Origin of the sequence: uncultured Bacteroides sp., from assembly GCF_905207245.1 — a bacterium.
Classification (GTDB): Bacteria; Bacteroidota; Bacteroidia; order Bacteroidales; family Bacteroidaceae; genus Bacteroides.
In genome coordinates, this window is record NZ_CAJLKP010000022.1 from 49,770 (window position 1) to 68,995 (window position 19,226).

At 44.6% G+C, this 19,226-nt stretch carries 18 protein-coding genes; 13 read left to right on the forward strand and 5 right to left on the reverse strand.

Annotation, left to right across the window (positions count from 1 at the left end; translation table 11 throughout):
- Positions 1–28 precede the first annotated feature (28 nt).
- The 9 genes from QZ135_RS09095 to QZ135_RS09135 all read left to right on the forward strand — a co-directional run bounded on the left by QZ135_RS09095 (position 29) and on the right by QZ135_RS09135 (position 8,772).
- Positions 29–1,012: a metallophosphoesterase gene (locus tag QZ135_RS09095; RefSeq protein WP_294608140.1), complete on the forward strand. Its 984-nt coding sequence runs from the start codon at positions 29–31 to the stop codon at positions 1,010–1,012.
- Positions 1,013–1,072: 60 nt separating this feature from the next.
- Positions 1,073–2,101: a L,D-transpeptidase gene (locus QZ135_RS09100; RefSeq protein ID WP_294608142.1), complete on the forward strand. Its 1,029-nt coding sequence runs from the start codon at positions 1,073–1,075 to the stop codon at positions 2,099–2,101.
- 87 nt (positions 2,102–2,188) lie between these two features.
- Complete coding sequence (locus QZ135_RS09105; protein ID WP_138291980.1) at positions 2,189–2,899, forward strand: murein L,D-transpeptidase catalytic domain family protein; 711 nt, start codon at positions 2,189–2,191, stop codon at positions 2,897–2,899.
- 98 nt (positions 2,900–2,997) lie between these two features.
- Positions 2,998–4,347 (forward strand): MATE family efflux transporter, encoded by a 1,350-nt coding sequence (locus QZ135_RS09110; RefSeq protein WP_294608149.1) that lies wholly within the window; start codon positions 2,998–3,000, stop codon positions 4,345–4,347.
- Positions 4,344–4,487 (forward strand): hypothetical protein, encoded by a 144-nt coding sequence (locus QZ135_RS09115; RefSeq protein ID WP_294608151.1) that lies wholly within the window; start codon positions 4,344–4,346, stop codon positions 4,485–4,487. Before QZ135_RS09110 ends, QZ135_RS09115 begins: the two co-directional genes overlap by 4 nt.
- Positions 4,488–4,836: 349 nt before the next feature.
- The gene (locus QZ135_RS09120; RefSeq protein ID WP_287682761.1) at positions 4,837–5,166 is read left to right on the forward strand and encodes a PAS domain-containing protein; all 330 of its coding nucleotides are present in this window, start codon (positions 4,837–4,839) and stop codon (positions 5,164–5,166) included.
- A 26-nt stretch (positions 5,167–5,192) separates the two neighbouring features.
- On the forward strand, positions 5,193–6,296 hold the full coding sequence (dinB, locus tag QZ135_RS09125; RefSeq protein ID WP_294608154.1) for a DNA polymerase IV: 1,104 nt from the start codon (positions 5,193–5,195) through the stop codon (positions 6,294–6,296).
- A gap of 130 nt (positions 6,297–6,426) precedes the next feature.
- Positions 6,427–8,355: a heparinase II/III family protein gene (locus tag QZ135_RS09130; RefSeq protein ID WP_294608156.1), complete on the forward strand. Its 1,929-nt coding sequence runs from the start codon at positions 6,427–6,429 to the stop codon at positions 8,353–8,355.
- Positions 8,356–8,397: 42 nt separating this feature from the next.
- Entirely contained in the window at positions 8,398–8,772 is a 375-nt protein-coding gene (locus QZ135_RS09135) for a YccF domain-containing protein (RefSeq protein WP_294608160.1), read from the forward strand.
- 65 nt (positions 8,773–8,837) lie between these two features.
- Here the strand turns inward: QZ135_RS09135 and QZ135_RS09140 are convergent, their stop codons facing one another.
- Positions 8,838–8,978 carry a hypothetical protein gene (locus QZ135_RS09140; RefSeq protein WP_167549111.1) on the reverse strand — a complete coding sequence of 47 codons (141 nt, stop codon included), beginning with the start codon at positions 8,976–8,978 and terminating at the stop codon, positions 8,838–8,840.
- A 239-nt stretch (positions 8,979–9,217) separates the two neighbouring features.
- Here QZ135_RS09140 and QZ135_RS09145 point away from each other — a divergent pair, with 239 nt between their 5' ends.
- The 4 genes from QZ135_RS09145 (at position 9,218) to QZ135_RS09160 (ending at position 15,608) form a co-directional block, all read left to right on the forward strand.
- Positions 9,218–10,147 (forward strand): LytTR family DNA-binding domain-containing protein, encoded by a 930-nt coding sequence (locus QZ135_RS09145; RefSeq protein ID WP_294608166.1) that lies wholly within the window; start codon positions 9,218–9,220, stop codon positions 10,145–10,147.
- 148 nt (positions 10,148–10,295) lie between these two features.
- Positions 10,296–12,236: a TonB-dependent receptor plug domain-containing protein gene (locus tag QZ135_RS09150; RefSeq protein ID WP_294608168.1), complete on the forward strand. Its 1,941-nt coding sequence runs from the start codon at positions 10,296–10,298 to the stop codon at positions 12,234–12,236.
- 225 nt (positions 12,237–12,461) lie between these two features.
- Complete coding sequence (locus tag QZ135_RS09155) at positions 12,462–12,875, forward strand: DUF2141 domain-containing protein (protein ID WP_294608171.1); 414 nt, start codon at positions 12,462–12,464, stop codon at positions 12,873–12,875.
- Positions 12,876–12,929: 54 nt separating this feature from the next.
- On the forward strand, positions 12,930–15,608 hold the full coding sequence (locus QZ135_RS09160; protein ID WP_294608173.1) for a transglutaminase domain-containing protein: 2,679 nt from the start codon (positions 12,930–12,932) through the stop codon (positions 15,606–15,608).
- Positions 15,609–15,691: 83 nt separating this feature from the next.
- On the opposite strand, the gene QZ135_RS09165 is transcribed toward QZ135_RS09160, so the two are convergent.
- The 4 genes from QZ135_RS09165 to QZ135_RS09180 form a co-directional block, all read right to left on the reverse strand.
- A complete protein-coding gene (locus QZ135_RS09165; RefSeq protein WP_294608176.1) occupies positions 15,692–16,441 on the reverse strand; it encodes a copper homeostasis protein CutC in 750 nt (249 codons plus the stop codon).
- Between the two features lie 176 nt (positions 16,442–16,617).
- The gene (rny, locus tag QZ135_RS09170) at positions 16,618–18,153 is read right to left on the reverse strand and encodes a ribonuclease Y (RefSeq protein WP_294608181.1); all 1,536 of its coding nucleotides are present in this window, start codon (positions 18,151–18,153) and stop codon (positions 16,618–16,620) included.
- A 139-nt stretch (positions 18,154–18,292) separates the two neighbouring features.
- The gene (locus tag QZ135_RS09175) at positions 18,293–18,583 is read right to left on the reverse strand and encodes a cell division protein ZapA (RefSeq protein WP_294608182.1); all 291 of its coding nucleotides are present in this window, start codon (positions 18,581–18,583) and stop codon (positions 18,293–18,295) included.
- An 8-nt stretch (positions 18,584–18,591) separates the two neighbouring features.
- Positions 18,592–18,885 (reverse strand): hypothetical protein, encoded by a 294-nt coding sequence (locus QZ135_RS09180; protein ID WP_291553986.1) that lies wholly within the window; start codon positions 18,883–18,885, stop codon positions 18,592–18,594.
- Between the last annotated feature and the right edge of the window lie 341 nt (positions 18,886–19,226).

Genomic DNA, 19,226 nt, shown 5'->3' on the forward strand with positions numbered 1-19,226 from the left:
ATAAATTTGAATATAAATAAGTAAAACCATGAAGTCAGTTATATATTCTTGCATAGTGTTTCTATGTACATTATTAAGTTTAGTATCTTGCAATTCTTCTGATAAACCGCTGAAGTTTGCAATAGTATCAGATTTGCATGCTTCGGCCATGCCCGATGGAAAGGAGCGTATGCAGGCTGTTGTGGATGCTGCAAATAGAGAAAATGTGGATTTCCTGATTCAATTAGGTGATTTTATACGTCTTGATAGTGTAAGCCGGTCTTTAGACTCTATCTGGAATGAGTATGAGGGAGAAAAGTATCACGTACTGGGCAATCATGATCTGGATGCTTATACAAAAGAAGAATTCCTGAAAGGATTTGGAATTCCTAACCGTTATTACTCATTTGATAAAGGTGATTTTCATTTTATCGTGTTGGATGGTAATAACCTTTATGATAACAAAGAGTACAGCCATTATGCTAAGGCTAACTATCTAAAGGCTAAGTCCGATATGCGTGCCTTTGTGGATCCGGAACAACTGGAATGGTTGATAAATGATTTGGCTGCAACTGATAAAAGGTGCATTCTGTTTTCTCATCAAAGTATAGACAGTTTTATGAATAACGGTGATGAGGTGCGTGCAGTCTTGGAAAATGCAAACAAACGTGCAGGTTTTAAAAAGGTGGTATTGGCTTTTAGCGGGCATAATCATAGTAACTATACGAAAAAAATAAACGGGATTACCTATATGCAGATTAACAGTGCATCTTATGTATGGGTTGGCGAGCCGACAATGACTGAGAAGCGCTATTCCAAGGCTATTAATGAAAAATATCGTTTATTGCGTTATTCGATTACTTACGATAAACCTTTGTACGCTATTGTAACATTGACAAAAGACAGAATCGATGTTAAAGGTACACAAGCCGATTTTTTACCTCCTACTCCGCAGGACTTGGGACTCGGGGATTCAATTGATGTTTATCCGCTTGTTTCTATCATAGCGGATGCACAGGTTGATTTAGATTGATACAGAGTCAACAATTGCAGGCAGGTAGTCGTTATATAGATTATAGATTAATTTCATTTTATGAAACATTCCGTTCTTTTTGCCTGCGTGGTTGTTGGTTTGATTCTTGCCGGATGTCATAACCGGCAGGAACCACCTGTGCTGGTAGTTGTGCAAGAGGCTGAACCTAAAGATACGGCTGTGCTGGAATTTCCTCATCCTAAGGAGAAACAGTTGACCGCTGCCGATATTTCCCTTACCAAAGAATTGCTCTATGACCAGCATACCCTCGAAGATACCTATCCATATAAGGATACGGTACGCTCTTTCAAATGGGATGTCATCCGGAACTGTCTGGCTTATATCGAGAATATGCAGCGCGATACTACTGCAAGGTGGGTGGTGTTGCAGAATTATAAGAATCTGAATAAAGAAGCTCCCCTGGTACGTAAGTTCGTGCGGAATGTGTACCGCCGTGTATCTGATACATTGGGCGTGGAGCGCTATCAATCGGTGCCGCTGTATCTGCCCGCTGATACGCTGGTACCCGAACGTTATGGTAGAGACGGTACTATTGCTTATCTGAAAGGCGAGGAAGGAAGTTTTTACCGGATATTACCCGCCACTTTTGAAGAAGAATGGCTGGCGCCACGCAGATACCTGAAACAATTGCCGGACAGCACCGTCTTTAATCATGTGATTTTTGTCGACCGCCTGGATCAGAATATTACTACCTTGGAACATGTCTCGGAAGGTGAGTGGAAGATACGTAGCATGAATCCCGCCACTACTGGAATGCATGCTCCACCCTATGCCCAGGAAACTCCACTGGGGATGTATCTGCTTCAACAGAAGAAAACGCGTATGGTATTCCTGAAAGACGGTTCGGCGGAGACAGGAGGCTATGCCCCCTATGCCAGTCGTTTTACGAACGGAGCTTATATTCACGGAGTGCCGGTGAATGCGCCGCGTACAAGTATGATTGAGTATAGCTGGTCGTTGGGAACCACTCCACGTTCGCACATGTGTGTGCGCAATGCTACTTCACATTCCAAGTTCGTTTTCGATTGGGCGCCTACCGAACGCTCTTTGGTTGTGGTGATTGAATAGTGAATCCTCATTTTTAACTATCTGTGTGATAGGTGTCTGGAGAAAAAACTGTAATTTAGCCGCCGTTATTTCTTTGGCTAAAGTTTTATGTTGCGATTTATTGTATCCGTTTTATTCTTATTTCTTCCTTGTACCTTGTTTCTGGGCGGCAAGTCGTCAGATAGCACTCCTGACTTTGCTGAAAGGGCTGCTTCATCTGATGTTGAGGCTTATGCGAGCTTATACCGTTCCATGCAGTTGGAAGGAGTTGTCAACTGGAAAGCTTTCCGGCAGGCTGTGGCAGGTTATTATAAAATAGACAATCGCAAACGGGAGGTGTTGACATTGATAGACTTTTCCCGTCCTTCTACCGCAAAACGTCTTTTTGTATTTGACATGAGGGAACGTAAAGTACTTTTCTCATCGGTCGTTTCCCATGGAAAAAATAGCGGTGATAATTATGCCACTTCCTTTTCTAATGAATACGGTTCCTACAAAAGTTCACTGGGATTCTATCTTACAGAATCTACTTATCAGGGAAAGAACGGGTATTCGCTTATTTTGAATGGTTTGGAAAAAGGAATCAACGACCGGGCCCGTGAGCGTGCTATTGTTATGCATGGGGCGGCTTATGCCGATCCTTCGGTAGTCAGTAGAGGGGGACGTCTGGGAAGAAGCTTTGGCTGTCCGGCTGTTCCGCAAAAACTTTCCCGTCCTATCATTGATGCCATTAAAGGAGGAAGTGTGATGTATATCTATGCTGAAACTCCTGATTATCTGGCACACAGTTCAGTCTTAAAAGATGCAGACGGACTGTAGTTTTATTCTTTTCATGGCGAAGCATATTTTTGACGTTTGTCAATTCCTGTAATCTTATCTTTTCATACCTTTGCGTACAATTTTCAGAGGATTAATTTATGGCAACATCAAGAGAAATGACGGCAGGACGCGCATTGCCGTTGATATTCAATTTCACTATGCCTCTGTTGATGGGAAACCTGCTACAACAGACATACTCTCTGGTCGACGCGGCAATCGTAGGAAAATTCTTGGGTATTAATGCACTGGCCTCAGTCGGAGCAAGTACTTCGGTGGTTTTCCTTATTCTTGGTTTCTGCAATGGGTGTTGTGGAGGTTTCGGCATTCCTGTGGCACAGAAGTTCGGAGCGCGGGATTACAGTACAATGCGTCGTTATGTATCGGTCAGTTTGCAACTGGCAGCGGTGATGTCGGTGGTGATTGCGGTAGTTACGAGTATTCTGTGTGGAGATATTTTGCAGATGATGCGTACACCGGATATCATATTCCAGGATGCCTACTATTATTTATTGATAACGTTTATCGGAGTTCCCTGTACTTTCTTTTATAATTTGCTGTCCAGCATCATTCGTGCTTTGGGCGATAGCAAGACGCCTTTCTGGTTTCTGCTGTTCTCTACTATACTTAATATTCTGCTCGACTTGTTCTGTATCCTGGTATTGGATTGGGGAGTGGCGGGAGCTGCCATCGCTACGGTCTTTTCACAAGGCGTATCGGCTGTGTTGTGCTATAGATACATGATGCGCCGTTTTGATATATTGCGGGGAACACCGGATGAACGGAAGTTCAACGCTGCCCTGGCACGGACACTGATGTATATCGGTGTACCTATGGGATTACAATTCTCGATTACCGCTATCGGAAGCATCATGTTGCAAAGTGCCAACAATGCATTGGGAACTGCTTGTGTTGCAGCTTTTACCGCTGCCATGCGCATCAAGATGTTCTTTATGTGTCCGCTTGAAAGTCTGGGCATTGCTATGGCTACCTATACCGGACAGAATTATGGTGCGGGCAAGCCCGAACGCATCTGGATGGGAGTAAAGGCAAGTGCATTAATGATGATTATTTACTGGGCATTTACGTTCTGCATATTGATGCTGGGGGCACGTACGTTTGCCTTGCTTTTTGTGGAAGCGTCCGAACTGGAAATATTGAAGGACACGGAGTTGTTCCTGCATATTTCCGTGTCCTTCTTCCCGGTTTTGGGATTGCTCTGTATTCTGCGATATACCATTCAGGGAGCGGGATATACCAATCTTGCTATGCTTTCCGGAGTTTCCGAAATGATAGCACGTGTGCTGGTAAGTCTTTATGCAGTGCCCGCTTTCGGCTATCTTGCGGTCTGCTTCGGTGATCCGACGGCATGGATTGCGGCTGTCCTGTTCCTGGTGCCGGCATTTATTTTTGTATATCGGAGGTTGCTCCGGATGAGGAGAGAACAGTGAGTATAATTTCTGTAGCTCCTTCTGGTGCCTGTGCTATCGTCGCATATTTGCCTGTTTTTGCTTCGGGTACTATGGTTTGTTCCCAAGTAGTAGGACAGGTGGTGATGAATGTGATAGACTTTGCACGGGAAACAATGTAACTGAGCTATGCTGTTCTTATGGGTTGGCATATCATCATCCGTATTGATGGTAGGAATCATTGGCATTGATAGTAGGAATCATTGGCATTGATTCTATACTGAGTCATATACTGAGGCATGTTCATTCTAATTGTGACTTGGGCTCTGCTCAAGTGTATGATCCGCTCCCGTTATAGCACTTGATATAAATTAAGAGCATATCTGTAAAGTTCAGTATAATATCAGAGAATCGAGTGATTTCAGTCTTTCAAAGATTTTGTTGATAGGCAATAAGAGTGTCATTGGGAAAAACATTATCTTTGGGGGCATAAAAGTAAAAGGTATGAACCGTAACTTTATAACAAAAACTATGTACGAATGGGCTAATGAAATGAACTGTGCCGTAACCGTATGTGACACAGAAGGAGTCATCCTTTATATGAATGAGAAAGCATGCCGTACGTTTGCCAAACATGGCAATCTGATAGGCAAGAATCTATTTGATTGTCATAACCCGCAATCGCAGGATAAGATACGCGAACTGCTTGAAACGGGAGGTGTCAATGCTTATACCATTGAGAAGAATGGAGTCAGGAAAATGATTTATCAGACGGCATGGAAACAGGATGGTGTGGTGGGAGGCCTGGTAGAGATTTCCATGGAGATACCCGGAGAGATGCCCCACTATGTGAGGAAGTGAATAGTAAAATGGAAAGGTGATTATGCATGATGTGTTGCGAAGGCACTGAACGAAAAATCATACATATAGATATGGATGCGTTTTACGCATCTGTAGAACAGCGTGACAATCCCGAGTTGCGCGGAAAACCTATTGCAGTGGGTTATGCCGAAGAACGTGGTGTAGTGGCAGCTGCCAGTTATGAGGCGCGTCGCTTTGGAGTTCGTTCGGCTATGCCATCCACGAAAGCAAAGCGGCTTTGTCCGCAACTTATTTTTGTGCCCGGACGGATGGAGGTGTATAAGGATGTTTCCCGCCAGATACATGAAATTTTTCATGAATATACGGATATTATTGAGCCGCTTTCGTTGGATGAGGCTTTCCTTGATGTGACGGAGAATAAATCCGGTATCCCATTGGCGGTGGATATTGCTAAGGAAATCAAACAAAAGATACGGAAAGAACTTAATCTTGTAGCATCCGCCGGTATATCTTATAATAAGTTCCTGGCAAAGATTGCTTCGGACTATCGCAAGCCGGATGGGTTGTGTACCATCCACCCCGACCAGGCGCTGGATTTTATAGCCCGTCTTCCCATCGAGAGTTTCTGGGGCGTAGGCCCGGTGACGGCAAAGAAGATGCACTCATTGGGGATTCACAATGGAGAACAATTGCGTGCCCGTTCGCAAGCTACGTTGCTGCGTGAATTCGGAAAAGTCGGTTCATTGTATTATGACTGTGCGAGAGGAATCGACCTTCGTCCGGTGGAGTCGGTGCGTATTCGTAAATCTATCGGTTGTGAACATACATTGGAGAAAGATATCTCGCAACGTTCATCGGTTATCATCGAGCTATATCATACTGCGGTGGAACTGGTAGGTCGTCTGGAACATAAGGATTTTAAAGGAAACACACTGACGTTGAAAATCAAGTTTCATGATTTCAACCAGATAACCCGTAGTATTACGCAATCCAAAGAATTAATAACTCTTGATGTGATTCTTCCCTTGGCGAAACAATTACTGAAAGAAGTGGATTATGAACACCATCCTATCCGGCTGATAGGCCTCTCTGTTTCTAATCCGCGGGAGGAGACAGAGGAGAAGGGCGTTTGGGAACAGTTGAGTTTTGAGTTTAGTGATTGGAAATGAACTTGGTTTATTAAACCGATATACAAATGGATGATTTTGTACCCAACTACGGATAATCAGGTACACTGTTTTGGCGGAACTTGTGTACTTTTGCCTCATCATATAACAGATAATCTAACTTTTAAATATCATGAAGAAGAACACGCTTTTCCGTATTTTCCTTTCTTTCTGCCTGCTTGTTGTAGCAGGTGTCTCTGCACATGCCTATACTGAACGAAATCTTTTGCAAAAAGCCGCCGGTAGTGAAGAACAACTGAAAGAGGTATTGGTGATGAATCAGAAGTGGGTACCTTATCCTGCTTATAACGACCGTGCCGGTTGGGACGAATTGCTGGGTACCAATAAAGAAAACCTGATTCGTGCCGGAGAGAAAATGCTTAATTATGAATGGAAAGTAATCCGCGCCACCGATTATCTGGAATATGAACGTAGCGGCGAACGGAACATTATGCAAAATCCCTATGAGGCCAACCGGAAAGCAATCAATGCCCTGATGCTTGCTGAACTTGCCGAAGGAAAAGGACGGTTTATCGACCAGTTGATAAATGGAGCATTTTACAGTTGCGAGATGACTTCCTGGGTACTTTCTGCCCATCTGGTACGCCAAGCCACCAAACGCTCTTTGCCCGATTATCGCGAACAGGTGATTGATCTGGGTTCGGGAAACTTCGGCTCCATGTTGTCGTGGGTATATTACTTCTTCCATGATTCTTTCGATAAAATAGATCCTGTAATCTCTCAGCGCTTGCGCCATACATTGCAGGAACGTATTCTCGATCCTTATATGAACAATGACCGGGAATGGTGGATGGCTTTCCAATGGAAATCGGGAATGATTATCAATAACTGGAATCCATGGTGTAACTCCAATGTATTGCAATGCTATCTTTTATTAGAGAATGACCGTGACCGCCTGGCAAAGGCTGTTTGGCGCAGCATGCAGTCGGTAGATAAGTTCATCAATTTTGTAAAGGCTGACGGTGCTTGTGAAGAAGGTCCTTCTTATTGGGGACATGCAGCCGGGAAAATGTATGACTATCTCCAGATACTTTCGGATGGAACAGCCGGAAAAGTATCTCTTTTCAATGAACCGATGATTCGCCGGATGGGAGAATATATCAGTCGTACGTATGTAGGAAACGGTTGGGTAGTGAACTTTGCGGATGCTTCTGCCAAGGGTGGAGGCGATGCGCAGTTGATTTACCGTTATGGCTGTGCGGTCGGCAGTGAGGAAATGATGCAGTTTGCTGCTTATCTGTTGGATGGTAAACGTCCTTCTGTGCCTTTGGGCAATGACACTTTCCGCTCCTTGCAGTCCATATTATGGAATGGAGAACTGGAAAAGACGGCCGCTGCCCATACCATACCTGCTTGCACTTGGTATCCCGAAACGGAATTCTGCTATCTGACCAATAAGTCCGGCTGGTTCCTGGCTACGAAAGGCGGATTCAATAATGAAAGTCATAATCATAATGATGTAGGTACATTCTCATTGTACGTCAATACGATACCTGTACTGATTGATGCGGGGGTAGGAACTTATACACGTCAGACATTCAGTAACGAACGTTATACCATCTGGACCATGCAAAGTAATTACCATAACCTGCCGATGATAAACGGAGTACCCCAGAGTTTCGGTCAGAATTATAAGGCTACGGATGTTGTCTGCCAACCGAAGAAACGTTTCTTCTCAGCGAACATTGCGACTGCTTATCCGAAAGAAGCCGAGGTAAATAACTGGACACGTTCCTATTCATTAGGCGATAAGCAACTGACGATTACCGATAACTTCTCCTTGAAATCAGCGAGAGAACCTAATCAGGTGAATTTCCTTACTTGGGGAAAGGTGGATATTTCTGTGTCCGGAAAGGTGACGATAGATGTACAGGGACAGAAAGTAACTTTGGAATATCCTCGTGAATTCACAGCAATCGTTGAAACAATCAATTTGCCTGATACACGTCTTTCCAATGTTTGGGGGCCGGAGATTTACCGTATTGCTCTGAAAGATAAAGATGCGCAATTAACGGGTAAGTATAAGTTTGTTATTAAATAAAAAAACTATATTTGCGTATTAGAATCCAAGAAACGCAAAATTATGGGATGTTTTATGAATTTATTATGGCTGGTGTTCGGAGGTATTTTTACCGCTATAGAATATCTTGTTGCCAGTTTATTGATGATGATTACCATTATCGGTATTCCGTTCGGTATGCAAACGTTGAAACTTGCTGCACTTGCGCTGTGGCCTTTCGGTAAAACGGTGCGAAGTGGCGAACGTTCGGCTGGTTGTCTGTATATACTGATGAACGTGTTGTGGATACTTCTGGGCGGTATCTGGATTTGCCTTTCTCATCTGGCATTCGGTGTGGTGTTGTGCATCACCATTATTGGTATCCCCTTCGGACTACAGCATTTCAAACTGGCAGGATTGGCCTTGACGCCTTTTGGAAAAGACATTGTAAGCGACTGATAAAAGAAGAGGGCGAAAAACACTTTCGGTTTTCCGCCCTCATTCATTTTATTTAAAGGTGTTGTTTACATGGTAATGTTAGCTTGCTTTGCAAGCAGTTTCTGAAGTTTGCCATTCAAAGTCTGGCACATTGCACCGTTTCCCATTGCCTGATAGCGTTTAATACGGTACTGTAACATAAAAATTTCATTTGCATTCTTTTTCATAATCGTCTTGTTTTGTGCCTTCCGCGTTTCGGAAAGCGGGTTTTACATCTTTTTCTTTATCTTATTAACGCTGCAAAGATACGAAATGTTCACGAGATATATGTTCTACAACATAAAAATATGCACATTTTCTTCAATTATCTCTTAAAAAGCATGGTTTTGCCATCTGTATATTACAAATATATTGCATACCTTTGTAATATCTTATATAAAATGGAAGTTATAAACAGGAAACTACGATGATAAATAAGTTGTTGATACTTTTGCATAGTCCCTATCCGGTATTGGTGAAACGATGGAAGGCGGTGGTAATCCCTTCTTTTATCGTATTTATGATTCTTTTTCTATTGCAACCTTTCGGAATCTCCATGATGGAGAGTTATAAGTTTTGGGTAGTATTGGGCTATGGTGTAGTTTCCTCAATAGCCTTGAGCGTATTTGTGTATGTGCTTCCGGCTACACTTCCCCGATACTATGATGAGCAGCACTGGACATTGGGGAAAGAACTGCTGGGAACGTTGGGAGCCTGTTTGCTGATTGCGATAGGTAACTGGTTCTATTCTGCCTGGTGGTTCGGGGGGAATCTTCTGAGTTGGAGAGGCTTTCTTATCAGTGTAATCTGGGTGGGTGTTCTTGCTCCTTTTCCCATTGCGTTTTTCCTGATGTGGAACCGTAACCTGCAACTGACCCGCAACCTGAAAGAAGCCACGGAGATAAATTTCGCTCTTTCTAAAAAGATAAGTCTTCGGAAGGAAAAGAGAGAAGAGGAAGCTGAAGAGGAAGATGATGTCTGTTGCCCGGTGACGGAGAAACCGGTTCATCTGGTCTTTTCCGGTGGAACGAAGGAGATGTTGGAGATACCTGCCGATGCACTGTTGTATGTGGAAGCGGAAGGCAATTATGTGAGGGTTATCTATCGTGTTGAGAACAAAGTGCAGCAGAGGTTGCTGCGTGCTACAATGAAGCAGGCGGAAGAGGCGGTGGCGGCTTGTCCATTCATTGTCCGTTGCCACCGGGCGTTTCTGGTGAATGTAAGTACAGTGGTAAAAGTGGATGGAAATTCGCAGGGATACCGCTTGCGGCTGGAAGGGTGTAAGGATGGAGTTCCTGTTTCCAGGGCTTACTCCAAAGAGGTGAAAATGCTGATAGAAGGTACTCCGGAAGGGTAGTCATTCGTCACAGAAAAGGGATAGAAACAGCCATTCGTCACAGATGGAGTGCTGTTGGTCACATATCCGGGCTGTTTGTCCCGGATATTTTTTTGCCCCGGAATCTTGGTCTATGTTTGCTGACGGAAATCGTAAAGAACATAGATAAATGAAAAGATTGATTTTACTTTTAGGCATGGGTGCACTGCTGATGACACAGTATTTGGAAGCACAAACGGCGGTGACGGATACCGTCTTCCTGCAAATATACAATGATAGTGTAGACTTGAAGGAAGTGGTGGTCAAAGGGAAAAGAACACCGGTGGCTAACAGTCGTTGGAGCGATATGCATCCTGTGGAACTGGTGACGGTGGGAGGCGCAAACGGAGATTTGTATCATGCGTTGCAGACGTTGCCCGGTACACAAATACAAGGTGAAAGCGGCAGACTATTGGTGCGTGGCGGAAGCAGTGACGAAGCGCAAACCTATATTGACGGAATGCACGTCCTGAATCCTTATACTGCTACGGGAATAAATTCACCCGCACGCGGCCGTTATTCAACTTTTATGTTCAGTGGGGTCAATCTGGAATCGGGCGGTGCTCCTTTGGAATATGGAGAGGCGCTTTCGGCTGTGTTACCTTTGGAGACAAAGGATAAAAGTCCCGTAAATAAGTTAGGCATCAATGCTTCTACGGTGGGTTTCGGCGGCGGAGGTACGCGGGCTTTCGATAAAGGTTCCCTTTCCGTGAATCTGGATTATCAGGATTTGTGTGTGTACGATCACATTTACTCGGGAAGGGTGGACTTTGAAGACCCTTACCGCCTGATGACAGGCTCGGCGCAATTCCGTTATCACCCGGATGATGCGACACTCTTTAAAATTTACTTTGGTTATGACCGGACGGACTTTTCCAATTATGAAGGGCAGGAACGGAGATTGTTTGATTTGGGTGAGAATAATTTCTATGTCAACACAACTTTTCGCAAGAGTGTTCCTAAGGGTTGGAATTGGTTTGCCGGAGCGGCATACGGTTTCTTTGAACAGAAGATAGGGAATGTATCACTTTCCGGTGACGACTGGATGGAGCGCCAGCAGGAACTTCACATAAAGACGAAGGTTTTCAAGCGTCTTGCTCCGGCTTTTCGTCTGGATATGGGCTTGGAGAGTTTTATTCGCCGGTATGAAAACCATTATCAGTATCAGGTGAAAGAAACGGGTGCAGTGGATAGCCGCAATGAGATGAGTCCTACTGTCAGCGCAGCTTTCCTTTCTGCCACCTACTATCCTGTAGAGCAACTGAAAGCGGAACTTTCTTTCCGGACGGAATATACTTCATTGAACTGGCGGATGAATTTCTCTCCCCGTTTGTCCGTTAATTACTATTTGCGTGATGTGGTACTTTCTGCTACGGCAGGGAGATATACGCAGTTGACGGTAAATAGATTATTGGCTCAAAGTAAGAATCTGAAATCAGAGGCGTGTATACAGTATAATTTTGGTGCTCAGTTCGGAGGTGAAGGGCGTTTTTATAAGGCGGAAGTTTATTATAAGAAATACGACCATCTGGCATTGATAGAGAAGGGAAATGTGAATCAAGCAGAGAGGGTCACTTCCGGTGGATATGGCCATAGCAAGGGGTTCGATTTGTTTTTCAATGACCGCGTGTTGGTGAAGAACCTGGAATACCAGCTTTCTTATACCTATAATATCTCCAAAAGAAAGTTTCAGGAGTACACGGAACTGACTACTCCGCAATATGCCACCCGTCATAATGCATCTGTGGTTCTGAAATATTCCATTCCCCGTATAGGAACAATTGTAGGGCTGACGAACCGTTTCAGTAGCGGGCGCCCTTATCATAATCCCGGTTTGCCGGGGCTGATGAACGATGAAGTGAAGCCATATAACAGCCTCGACCTGGGACTGACCTTCTTGCCGGGCAAAAAAGTTATCATCCATGCCTCTGCCACGAATATCCTTTGCCGGAAAAATGAATTCGGCAAGGTGGATAATAAGGCGATATTGGCGTCCAGTGATCATTTCTTCTACATCGGTGTATTTATCACGATAGGAAAGAAGGCGGCTTATGATGTATCTAATTTCTAAATTCAATAAATTAACTTTTTAAGTTTCGCATGCCGCTCAACTTCTTAGTTGACAAGGTTTCAGTTGACGAGTTGACGAGGGAGATAGTCTTGAAAACGATTCTCACGCATCCTGCCCTCTTTCAGAAGCTGACATTCTTCCTTGTCACCTTGTCTCCTCGTCCCCTTGTCAACTGCGAAAGTTGAGCTTGCGAAACTTGAATTAACTTTTAAAAAAACAATGAACATGAAAGCATTTATTATCAGTTTCGTTTGCGTTTTGGCATTTGTTGCCCAAAGTCTGTCTGCACAGAATCTTACTCTGGAAGTGCGTGGCATCGAGAAAATAACCGGGAAACTCTATGTTGCCATTTACAATTCCCCGGAAACATTTATGAAGAAACCGCTTGCCGGGTTTGTGGTCGAGGTAAAGGACAAAGTGATGTCCGTTCCCTGCAAGGGCCTCCCCACAGGCACCTACGCTTTCTCCATGTATCAGGACGAGAATGGGAACGGCAAGCTGGATACTGCCGCTTTCGGCATTCCTACCGAGAAATTTGGTTTCAGTAACGATGCCGAAGGCGTCATGGGCCCGCCGTCTTTCGAGAAATGTAGTTTCACGTTTTCCGCAGACACCACTTTAGTGGTAAATTTAAAGTGAGTTTCCGGATAATTCTTTAACTTTGTGGCTCACACCTTAATATATATAAGTATTATGAGACGAGCTACACATCTTTTCGGAATATGCTGGCTGCTTTGCCTGCTTGCTTCCTGTGGAAAATCCCATTTTATAACTGATGAATCCTACCGTTCCCGTGTGGAACAGGACTTGCAGAAAAAGCAGACGATGCTGTCGCAAGGAGAACTGTTTACCATATTGGACGATGAATCGCTGACCACCTATGAAAGGGAAGCTCTGGAATTTCTCTATGCATATATGCCGTTGGCGGATATTACGGACTATCCCGGACAATTTCATCTGATGAATATCCGCGCTTCCCGGTGCACGGCAGAGGAAATGCCTTGGGGAAAGACCATTCCCGAAGATTTGTTCCGCCACTTCGTGCTTCCGGTGCGGGTGAATAACGAACAACTGGATAGTGCGCGGGTAGTGTTTTATAAGGAGTTGAAAGACCGTGTGAAGTCCCTTTCTTTATACGATGCCATTCTGGAAGTGAACCATTGGTGTCATGAGAAAGCTGTCTATATGCCTTCCGATGCCCGTACCAGTTCACCGCTGGCAACAGTGAGTACTGCTTACGGGCGTTGTGGCGAAGAATCGACCTTGCTGGTGGCAGCACTTCGCTCGGTAGGTATTCCAGCACGGCAGGTTTATACGCCGCGATGGGCACATACGGACGATAACCATGCGTGGGTGGAAGCCTGGGCAGATGGTAAATGGCATTTCCTGGGGGCCTGCGAACCGGAACCGGTACTGGATCTTGGTTGGTTCAATGCACCTGCCAGTCGCGGAATGTTGATGCATACAAAGGTTTTCGGACGTTATGAAGGAAAAGAAGAAGTGATGTCTGTTACCCCCAACTATACGGAAATCAATGTGATTGAGAATTATGCACCTGCGGCACAAGCCAAAGTTAAAGTGACGGATGGGCAAGGCAAGCCCGTTTCCGGTGCGCAGGTAGAATTTAAACTCTACAACTATGCGGAATTTTACACGGTGGCAACCAAACAGACCGGTGCTGATGGTACCTGTGCCTTGACTGCCGGAAAAGGAGACATGCTGGTGTGGGCATCCAAAGACGGAAAGTTTGGTTTCGCCAAACTCTCTTTTGGCAAGGACAATGAGTTGACAGTGGCGTTGGATAAAACTCCCGGTGATAACTGTGTTATCGACTTTGACATCGTTCCGCCCACGGAAAGTGCAAATCTGCCTGCCGTTACTGCCGAACAGCGTGCCGAAAACAATCGCCGTCTGGCATACGAAGATTCCATTCGCAATGCCTACGTTGCTACATTCATGTCAGAAGATTCGGCACGTCGTTTGGCAAAACAGTATAAGCTGGATGCAGATGTAGTGGCAAAGATTCTGGCTGCTTCCCGTGGTAATCATAAAGTGATTGCGGACTTCATTACTCGTCTGCGTTCCGAGGATTCCAGAAAAGGTGGCATAGACCTGTTGCAACAGATTTCGGCAAAAGACCTTCGTGACGTCAGTCTGGAAGTGTTGATAGAAAACATGTTATCTCATGTGCGTACCAGTGCTGTGAACTTTCGCAAATATGTACGCAATCCGCGCATAAGCAATGAGATGCTGACTCCATACAAAACCTTCTTTGATAAAGTGATTTCTCAGGAAACAGAACAGACTTATCTGGAAGAACCTGCTAAACTGATAGCGTGGGTAGCTGAGAATATCCGTGTGGAGAAAGATTGCAATCTGGGTGGTCCGGCCATTTCTCCTGCAGGAGTGTGGAAGGCACGTGTGGCGGATGCTCATAGTCGCGATATTTTCTTTGTGGCTATGGCTCGCAGCATGGGTATGCCTGCGCGTATTGATGAAGTGACCGGTAAGGTGCAATTGATAGAAGATATAGGGCTTATTGACGTGAATTTTGAGAAAGTACTGTCTGAAGAATCACAGCCGCGGAGAGGTAAACTCGTTGCCGGATACAAACCCGTCAAGTCATTGGACAATCCGAAATATTATTCCCATTTCACTATATCTAAAGTCACTTCGCAAGGACGTTTGCAGTTGCTTGCTTATGATGAAGGTGATGCAGATATGGGCAGTGGTACCACATGGAGCAGTCTGTTGAAAGAAGGAACAGCACTGGATGCCGGAAATTATGTATTGGTCACCGGTACGCGTCTGGCCAGTGGTGCAGTACTTTCCAATGCCACCTTCTTTAACGTTGAACCGCAAAAAACAACGAAAATAGACTTGGTGATGCGCGAGAGCAAAGATGAAGTACAAGTCATCGGAAACTTCAATTCCGAGTCTCTTTTCACTCCGATAGCGGATGAGGGAGCATCCTCTTCCAAGCAAAGTCTTTTGCAGGCTTGCGGACGTGGCTATTTTGTGGTCGGCATATTAGGTGTCAATCAGGAACCTACCAACCATGCATTGCGTGACATAGCCGCATACAAGGCGGATTTGGAAAAATGGGGACGAAAGATGGTGTTGCTTTTCCCGGATGAGGCTCAGGCCGGAAGGTTTGCAAAAGAATCATTCCCCGGTATGCCTTCTACTATTATGTATGGTATAGATACGGACGGCATCGCTAAACAAATAGCCGAAGCTATGAAATTAAAGAATAAGAATAGTCTGCCTATTTTTATCATTGCTGATACTTTCAACCGTGTGGTGTTTGTTTCGCAAGGATACACCATCGGGCTGGGCGAGCAGTTGATGAAAACGGTGAAAGGATTATAAGAAAAGAAGTGATGGAGTGGGAGAGGCTTATTTGCAAGCCTCTCCCATTTTTTGTATCACTTATATTTTGTTATTTTGATTGCTCATTGTGTGAGCGCTTCAATGGTTTTTCTAACCCGTTTTGCCGTAGTCACAGGATGGTAATACTCTTCTATGTGTACTGTTCCTCCCATAGATACCGCCTCGTTGTGGTGTAACATGGCACTTTTTATGTTCTCTCTTGCCGAGAAATGATATTCGCGGATTCCTGTTTCGGCAGCAATTCGGGCAATGTTGTTTTCGTTCACTCCGCATCCTGCCAGTAAGGTGATGCGCCCTGCTGCCTGTTGTTGCAACTCTTTCAGTAAAGGGATGCCTTGTTCTGCCGTGGACTGCTGCCCGGAAGTAAGGATGCGGCTGCATCCTAATTCTATAACCTGCTCCAATGCCTCCTGCGGATTACGGCATACATCAAAGGCACGGTGGAAAGTGACGGGTATGCCTTGCGAAGCTTCCATAAGTTGCTTCATGAGTGGTATGTCTATATCACCTTTGGCAGTGAGGCAACCGAATACTAATCCGTCCACTCCCAACTTATGAGCACTACAGATATCTTTCAGCATGATACGCTGTTCGATGGGAGAATACAGAAAGTCTCCGCCACGCGGGCGGATAATGACGTGAAGCAGAGTATTATTCAATACTTCGCGTGCAATGACAATGTCTCCGTAAGATGGGGTAGTACCGCCTTCCGGTATCCCTGCGCATAACTCCACTCGATTTGCTCCTCCTGTCTGTGCGGCAAGGCAGCTCTCTACGGAGTTGGCACAAACTTCAAATTGATATTGCTTCATAACTTTTGTAATGCAAGAAATAATAATGATGTCTATCCTGTTGTTATTCTTTGCTCAGAATAACACATATCCTCTGCAAAAATATTAAAAACTCCGTGAACTCCGCGTCCTCTGTGGTGAAATAAAAAGGCGGAGAATTAATCCCCGCCTCTTATTCTTTATTTCAAATTTACAATTTACTTCGCATAGCTTACTGCGCGTGTCTCACGGATTACCGTGATCTTCACCTGTCCCGGATACGTCATCTCATCCTGTATCTTCTTTGCAATCTCACCGGAAAGGTTTTCAGTTTGCTTGTCGTCAATCTTGTCGGCACCAACAATTACACGCAACTCGCGACCTGCCTGGATAGCATACGTCTTCGTCACACCCGGATAGGCCATTGCCAACTGTTCCAGATCATTCAGACGCTTGATGTAAGCCTCAACAATTTCGCGGCGTGCCCCCGGACGTGCGCCTGAGATGGCATCACATACCTGTACGATAGGTGCCAGAAGGCTCGTCATCTCCACTTCATCGTGGTGAGCGCCGATAGCGTTGCAGATATCCGGTTTTTCCTTGAACTTCTCAGCCAACTTCATACCATAGAGTGCATGAGGCAATTCCGGTTCCTCATCGGGCACTTTACCGATATCATGCAGCAATCCGGCACGTTTTGCTTTCTTCGGGTTTAGTCCCAGTTCCGATGCCATCACAGCACAGAGATTGGCCGTTTCGCGAGCATGTTGCAACAAGTTCTGACCATAAGAGGAGCGGTATTTCATCTTACCGATAATACGAATCAGTTCGGGGTGCAAACCGTGGATACCGAGGTCAATCGTAGTACGTTTACCGGTTTCGATGATTTCTTCTTCCACTTGTTTGCGCACTTTGGACACAACTTCTTCGATACGTGCGGGGTGGATACGTCCGTCAGTTACCAACTGGTGCAAAGCCAGACGGGCAATCTCGCGGCGAACCGGGTCGAAAGCTGACAAAACGATTGCTTCCGGAGTATCATCCACAACGATTTCAACACCTGTAGCTGCTTCCAGCGCACGGATATTGCGGCCTTCGCGACCAATGATGCGTCCTTTGATTTCATCCGATTCTATATGGAATACGGTAACTGAGTTTTCGATGGCAGTTTCCGTAGCCACACGCTGGATAGACTGTATCACGATGCGTTTGGCTTCTTTGCTTGCAGTCAACTTAGCATCGTCCATGATGTCGTTGATGAAGGACTGTGCCTGCGTTTTGGCTTCCTCTTTTAGAGATTCTACCATACGCTCTTTAGCTTCTTCGGCAGAGAGTCCGGAAATGGTTTCCAGTTTCTCAATTTCCTGCTGTTGCAGTTTGTCCAGTTCTTCTTTCTTTTTATCAATAATCACTAATTGTGCTTCCAGGTTTTCCTTCACCGCTTCGGCTTCCGCTTTCTTGCGCTGTATCTCTTCCTGGCGTTGGTTCAGCACCAATTCTCGTTGTTTCAACTTGTTTTCCGCTTGCTGAATTTTTTGGTTGCGGATTGCCACTTCTTTCTCCAAGTCTGCTTTTTTGTTCAGGAACTTCTCCTTTACTTCGAGCAACTTATTCTTTTTAATCACTTCCGCTTCAGCCTCGGCTTCTTTCAGGATATTGTCATATTTGGACTTCAAACCATGCTTGAAGAACATGTACGACAGAAATCCACCGATAATGAAACAGGCAATGGATACTAGTATTGTTACTGTCATTTCAATTTGTTTTAAAATATAAATAAAAAACGCACTGTCGAAAAGTCGCCTCCGTTCTCTGGAGGTCACTTTTACACAGTGCGCGGGTTTTCTAATTCTTTTGCTGGCTCTGGTGTTTCAGGAAAAGGCTTCCGGACGTTTACAGTCCTTTAAAGTATGTTTCCAACACCTCTGTCAGTTCTTCTATCTTGTCGGCATACGGCCGAGTGTCGTTTCGGTTTTTCATTTTCAGGTTCTCCAAGGCAAATTGATAGGCCACCATGGCTATAATCTTCTCAGGAGTTACATTCTGGTAATGTTCTCGATACGCATTGAGCCGTATATCCACCTGTTTGGCGGCTTCTCTTACCATTTCTTCCTCTTCACGCGGTATGGTGAGGGGATAGGTGGAGTCTGCCATCTGTAGGTTTATCTTTATCTTATCGTTCATACATCTTGTTATTCATTCAACAAAGCGATGCATTTATCGACTTCACGCACTAATTTGGACAATCGCAGTTTCGTCTCTTTTACGTCGCTGCCGTTAAGGCTGATTGTCATTGCTGTTTTTAGGTTTGTATAGTCGTCTTCCAAAGCTTTATATTCAGCATGTACTTGCTCGCATTCTTCTTGTTTAGTTTTCAGAAGTTGCTTTAGTTCAGCATTTTCGCGCCTCAATTCGTCATGCAAAAAGACTAAATGACGCAGTCTCGCTTCAAAGGTACTTAATCGCTTCTTTTCTTCGTCAGTCATTACTATACCAAAATTGTACACAAAAATACAATTAACTTGGAGATTACAAAAACTTTTCAGGGAAAAATGTTGCCTGAGCATCGAAATAACATGAAAACGGCACTTATGCGGACTGAAAAGGGTTTGTTTGGCGGATGCCTAAAACTATTCCTATTCTTACAAGAAACTAATCTCGCCACTGCGATGAACTAATATTTTTCTTGCATCTTATTATTCATACAGTATCTATTATTATTTCTTACAATATCTGTTGTAAGAAAGATATATAATTGTTGTATGAAACTTTTATATCTGTTGTACGAATAATAAGATGCAAGAAAAATATTAGTTCATCGCAGTGG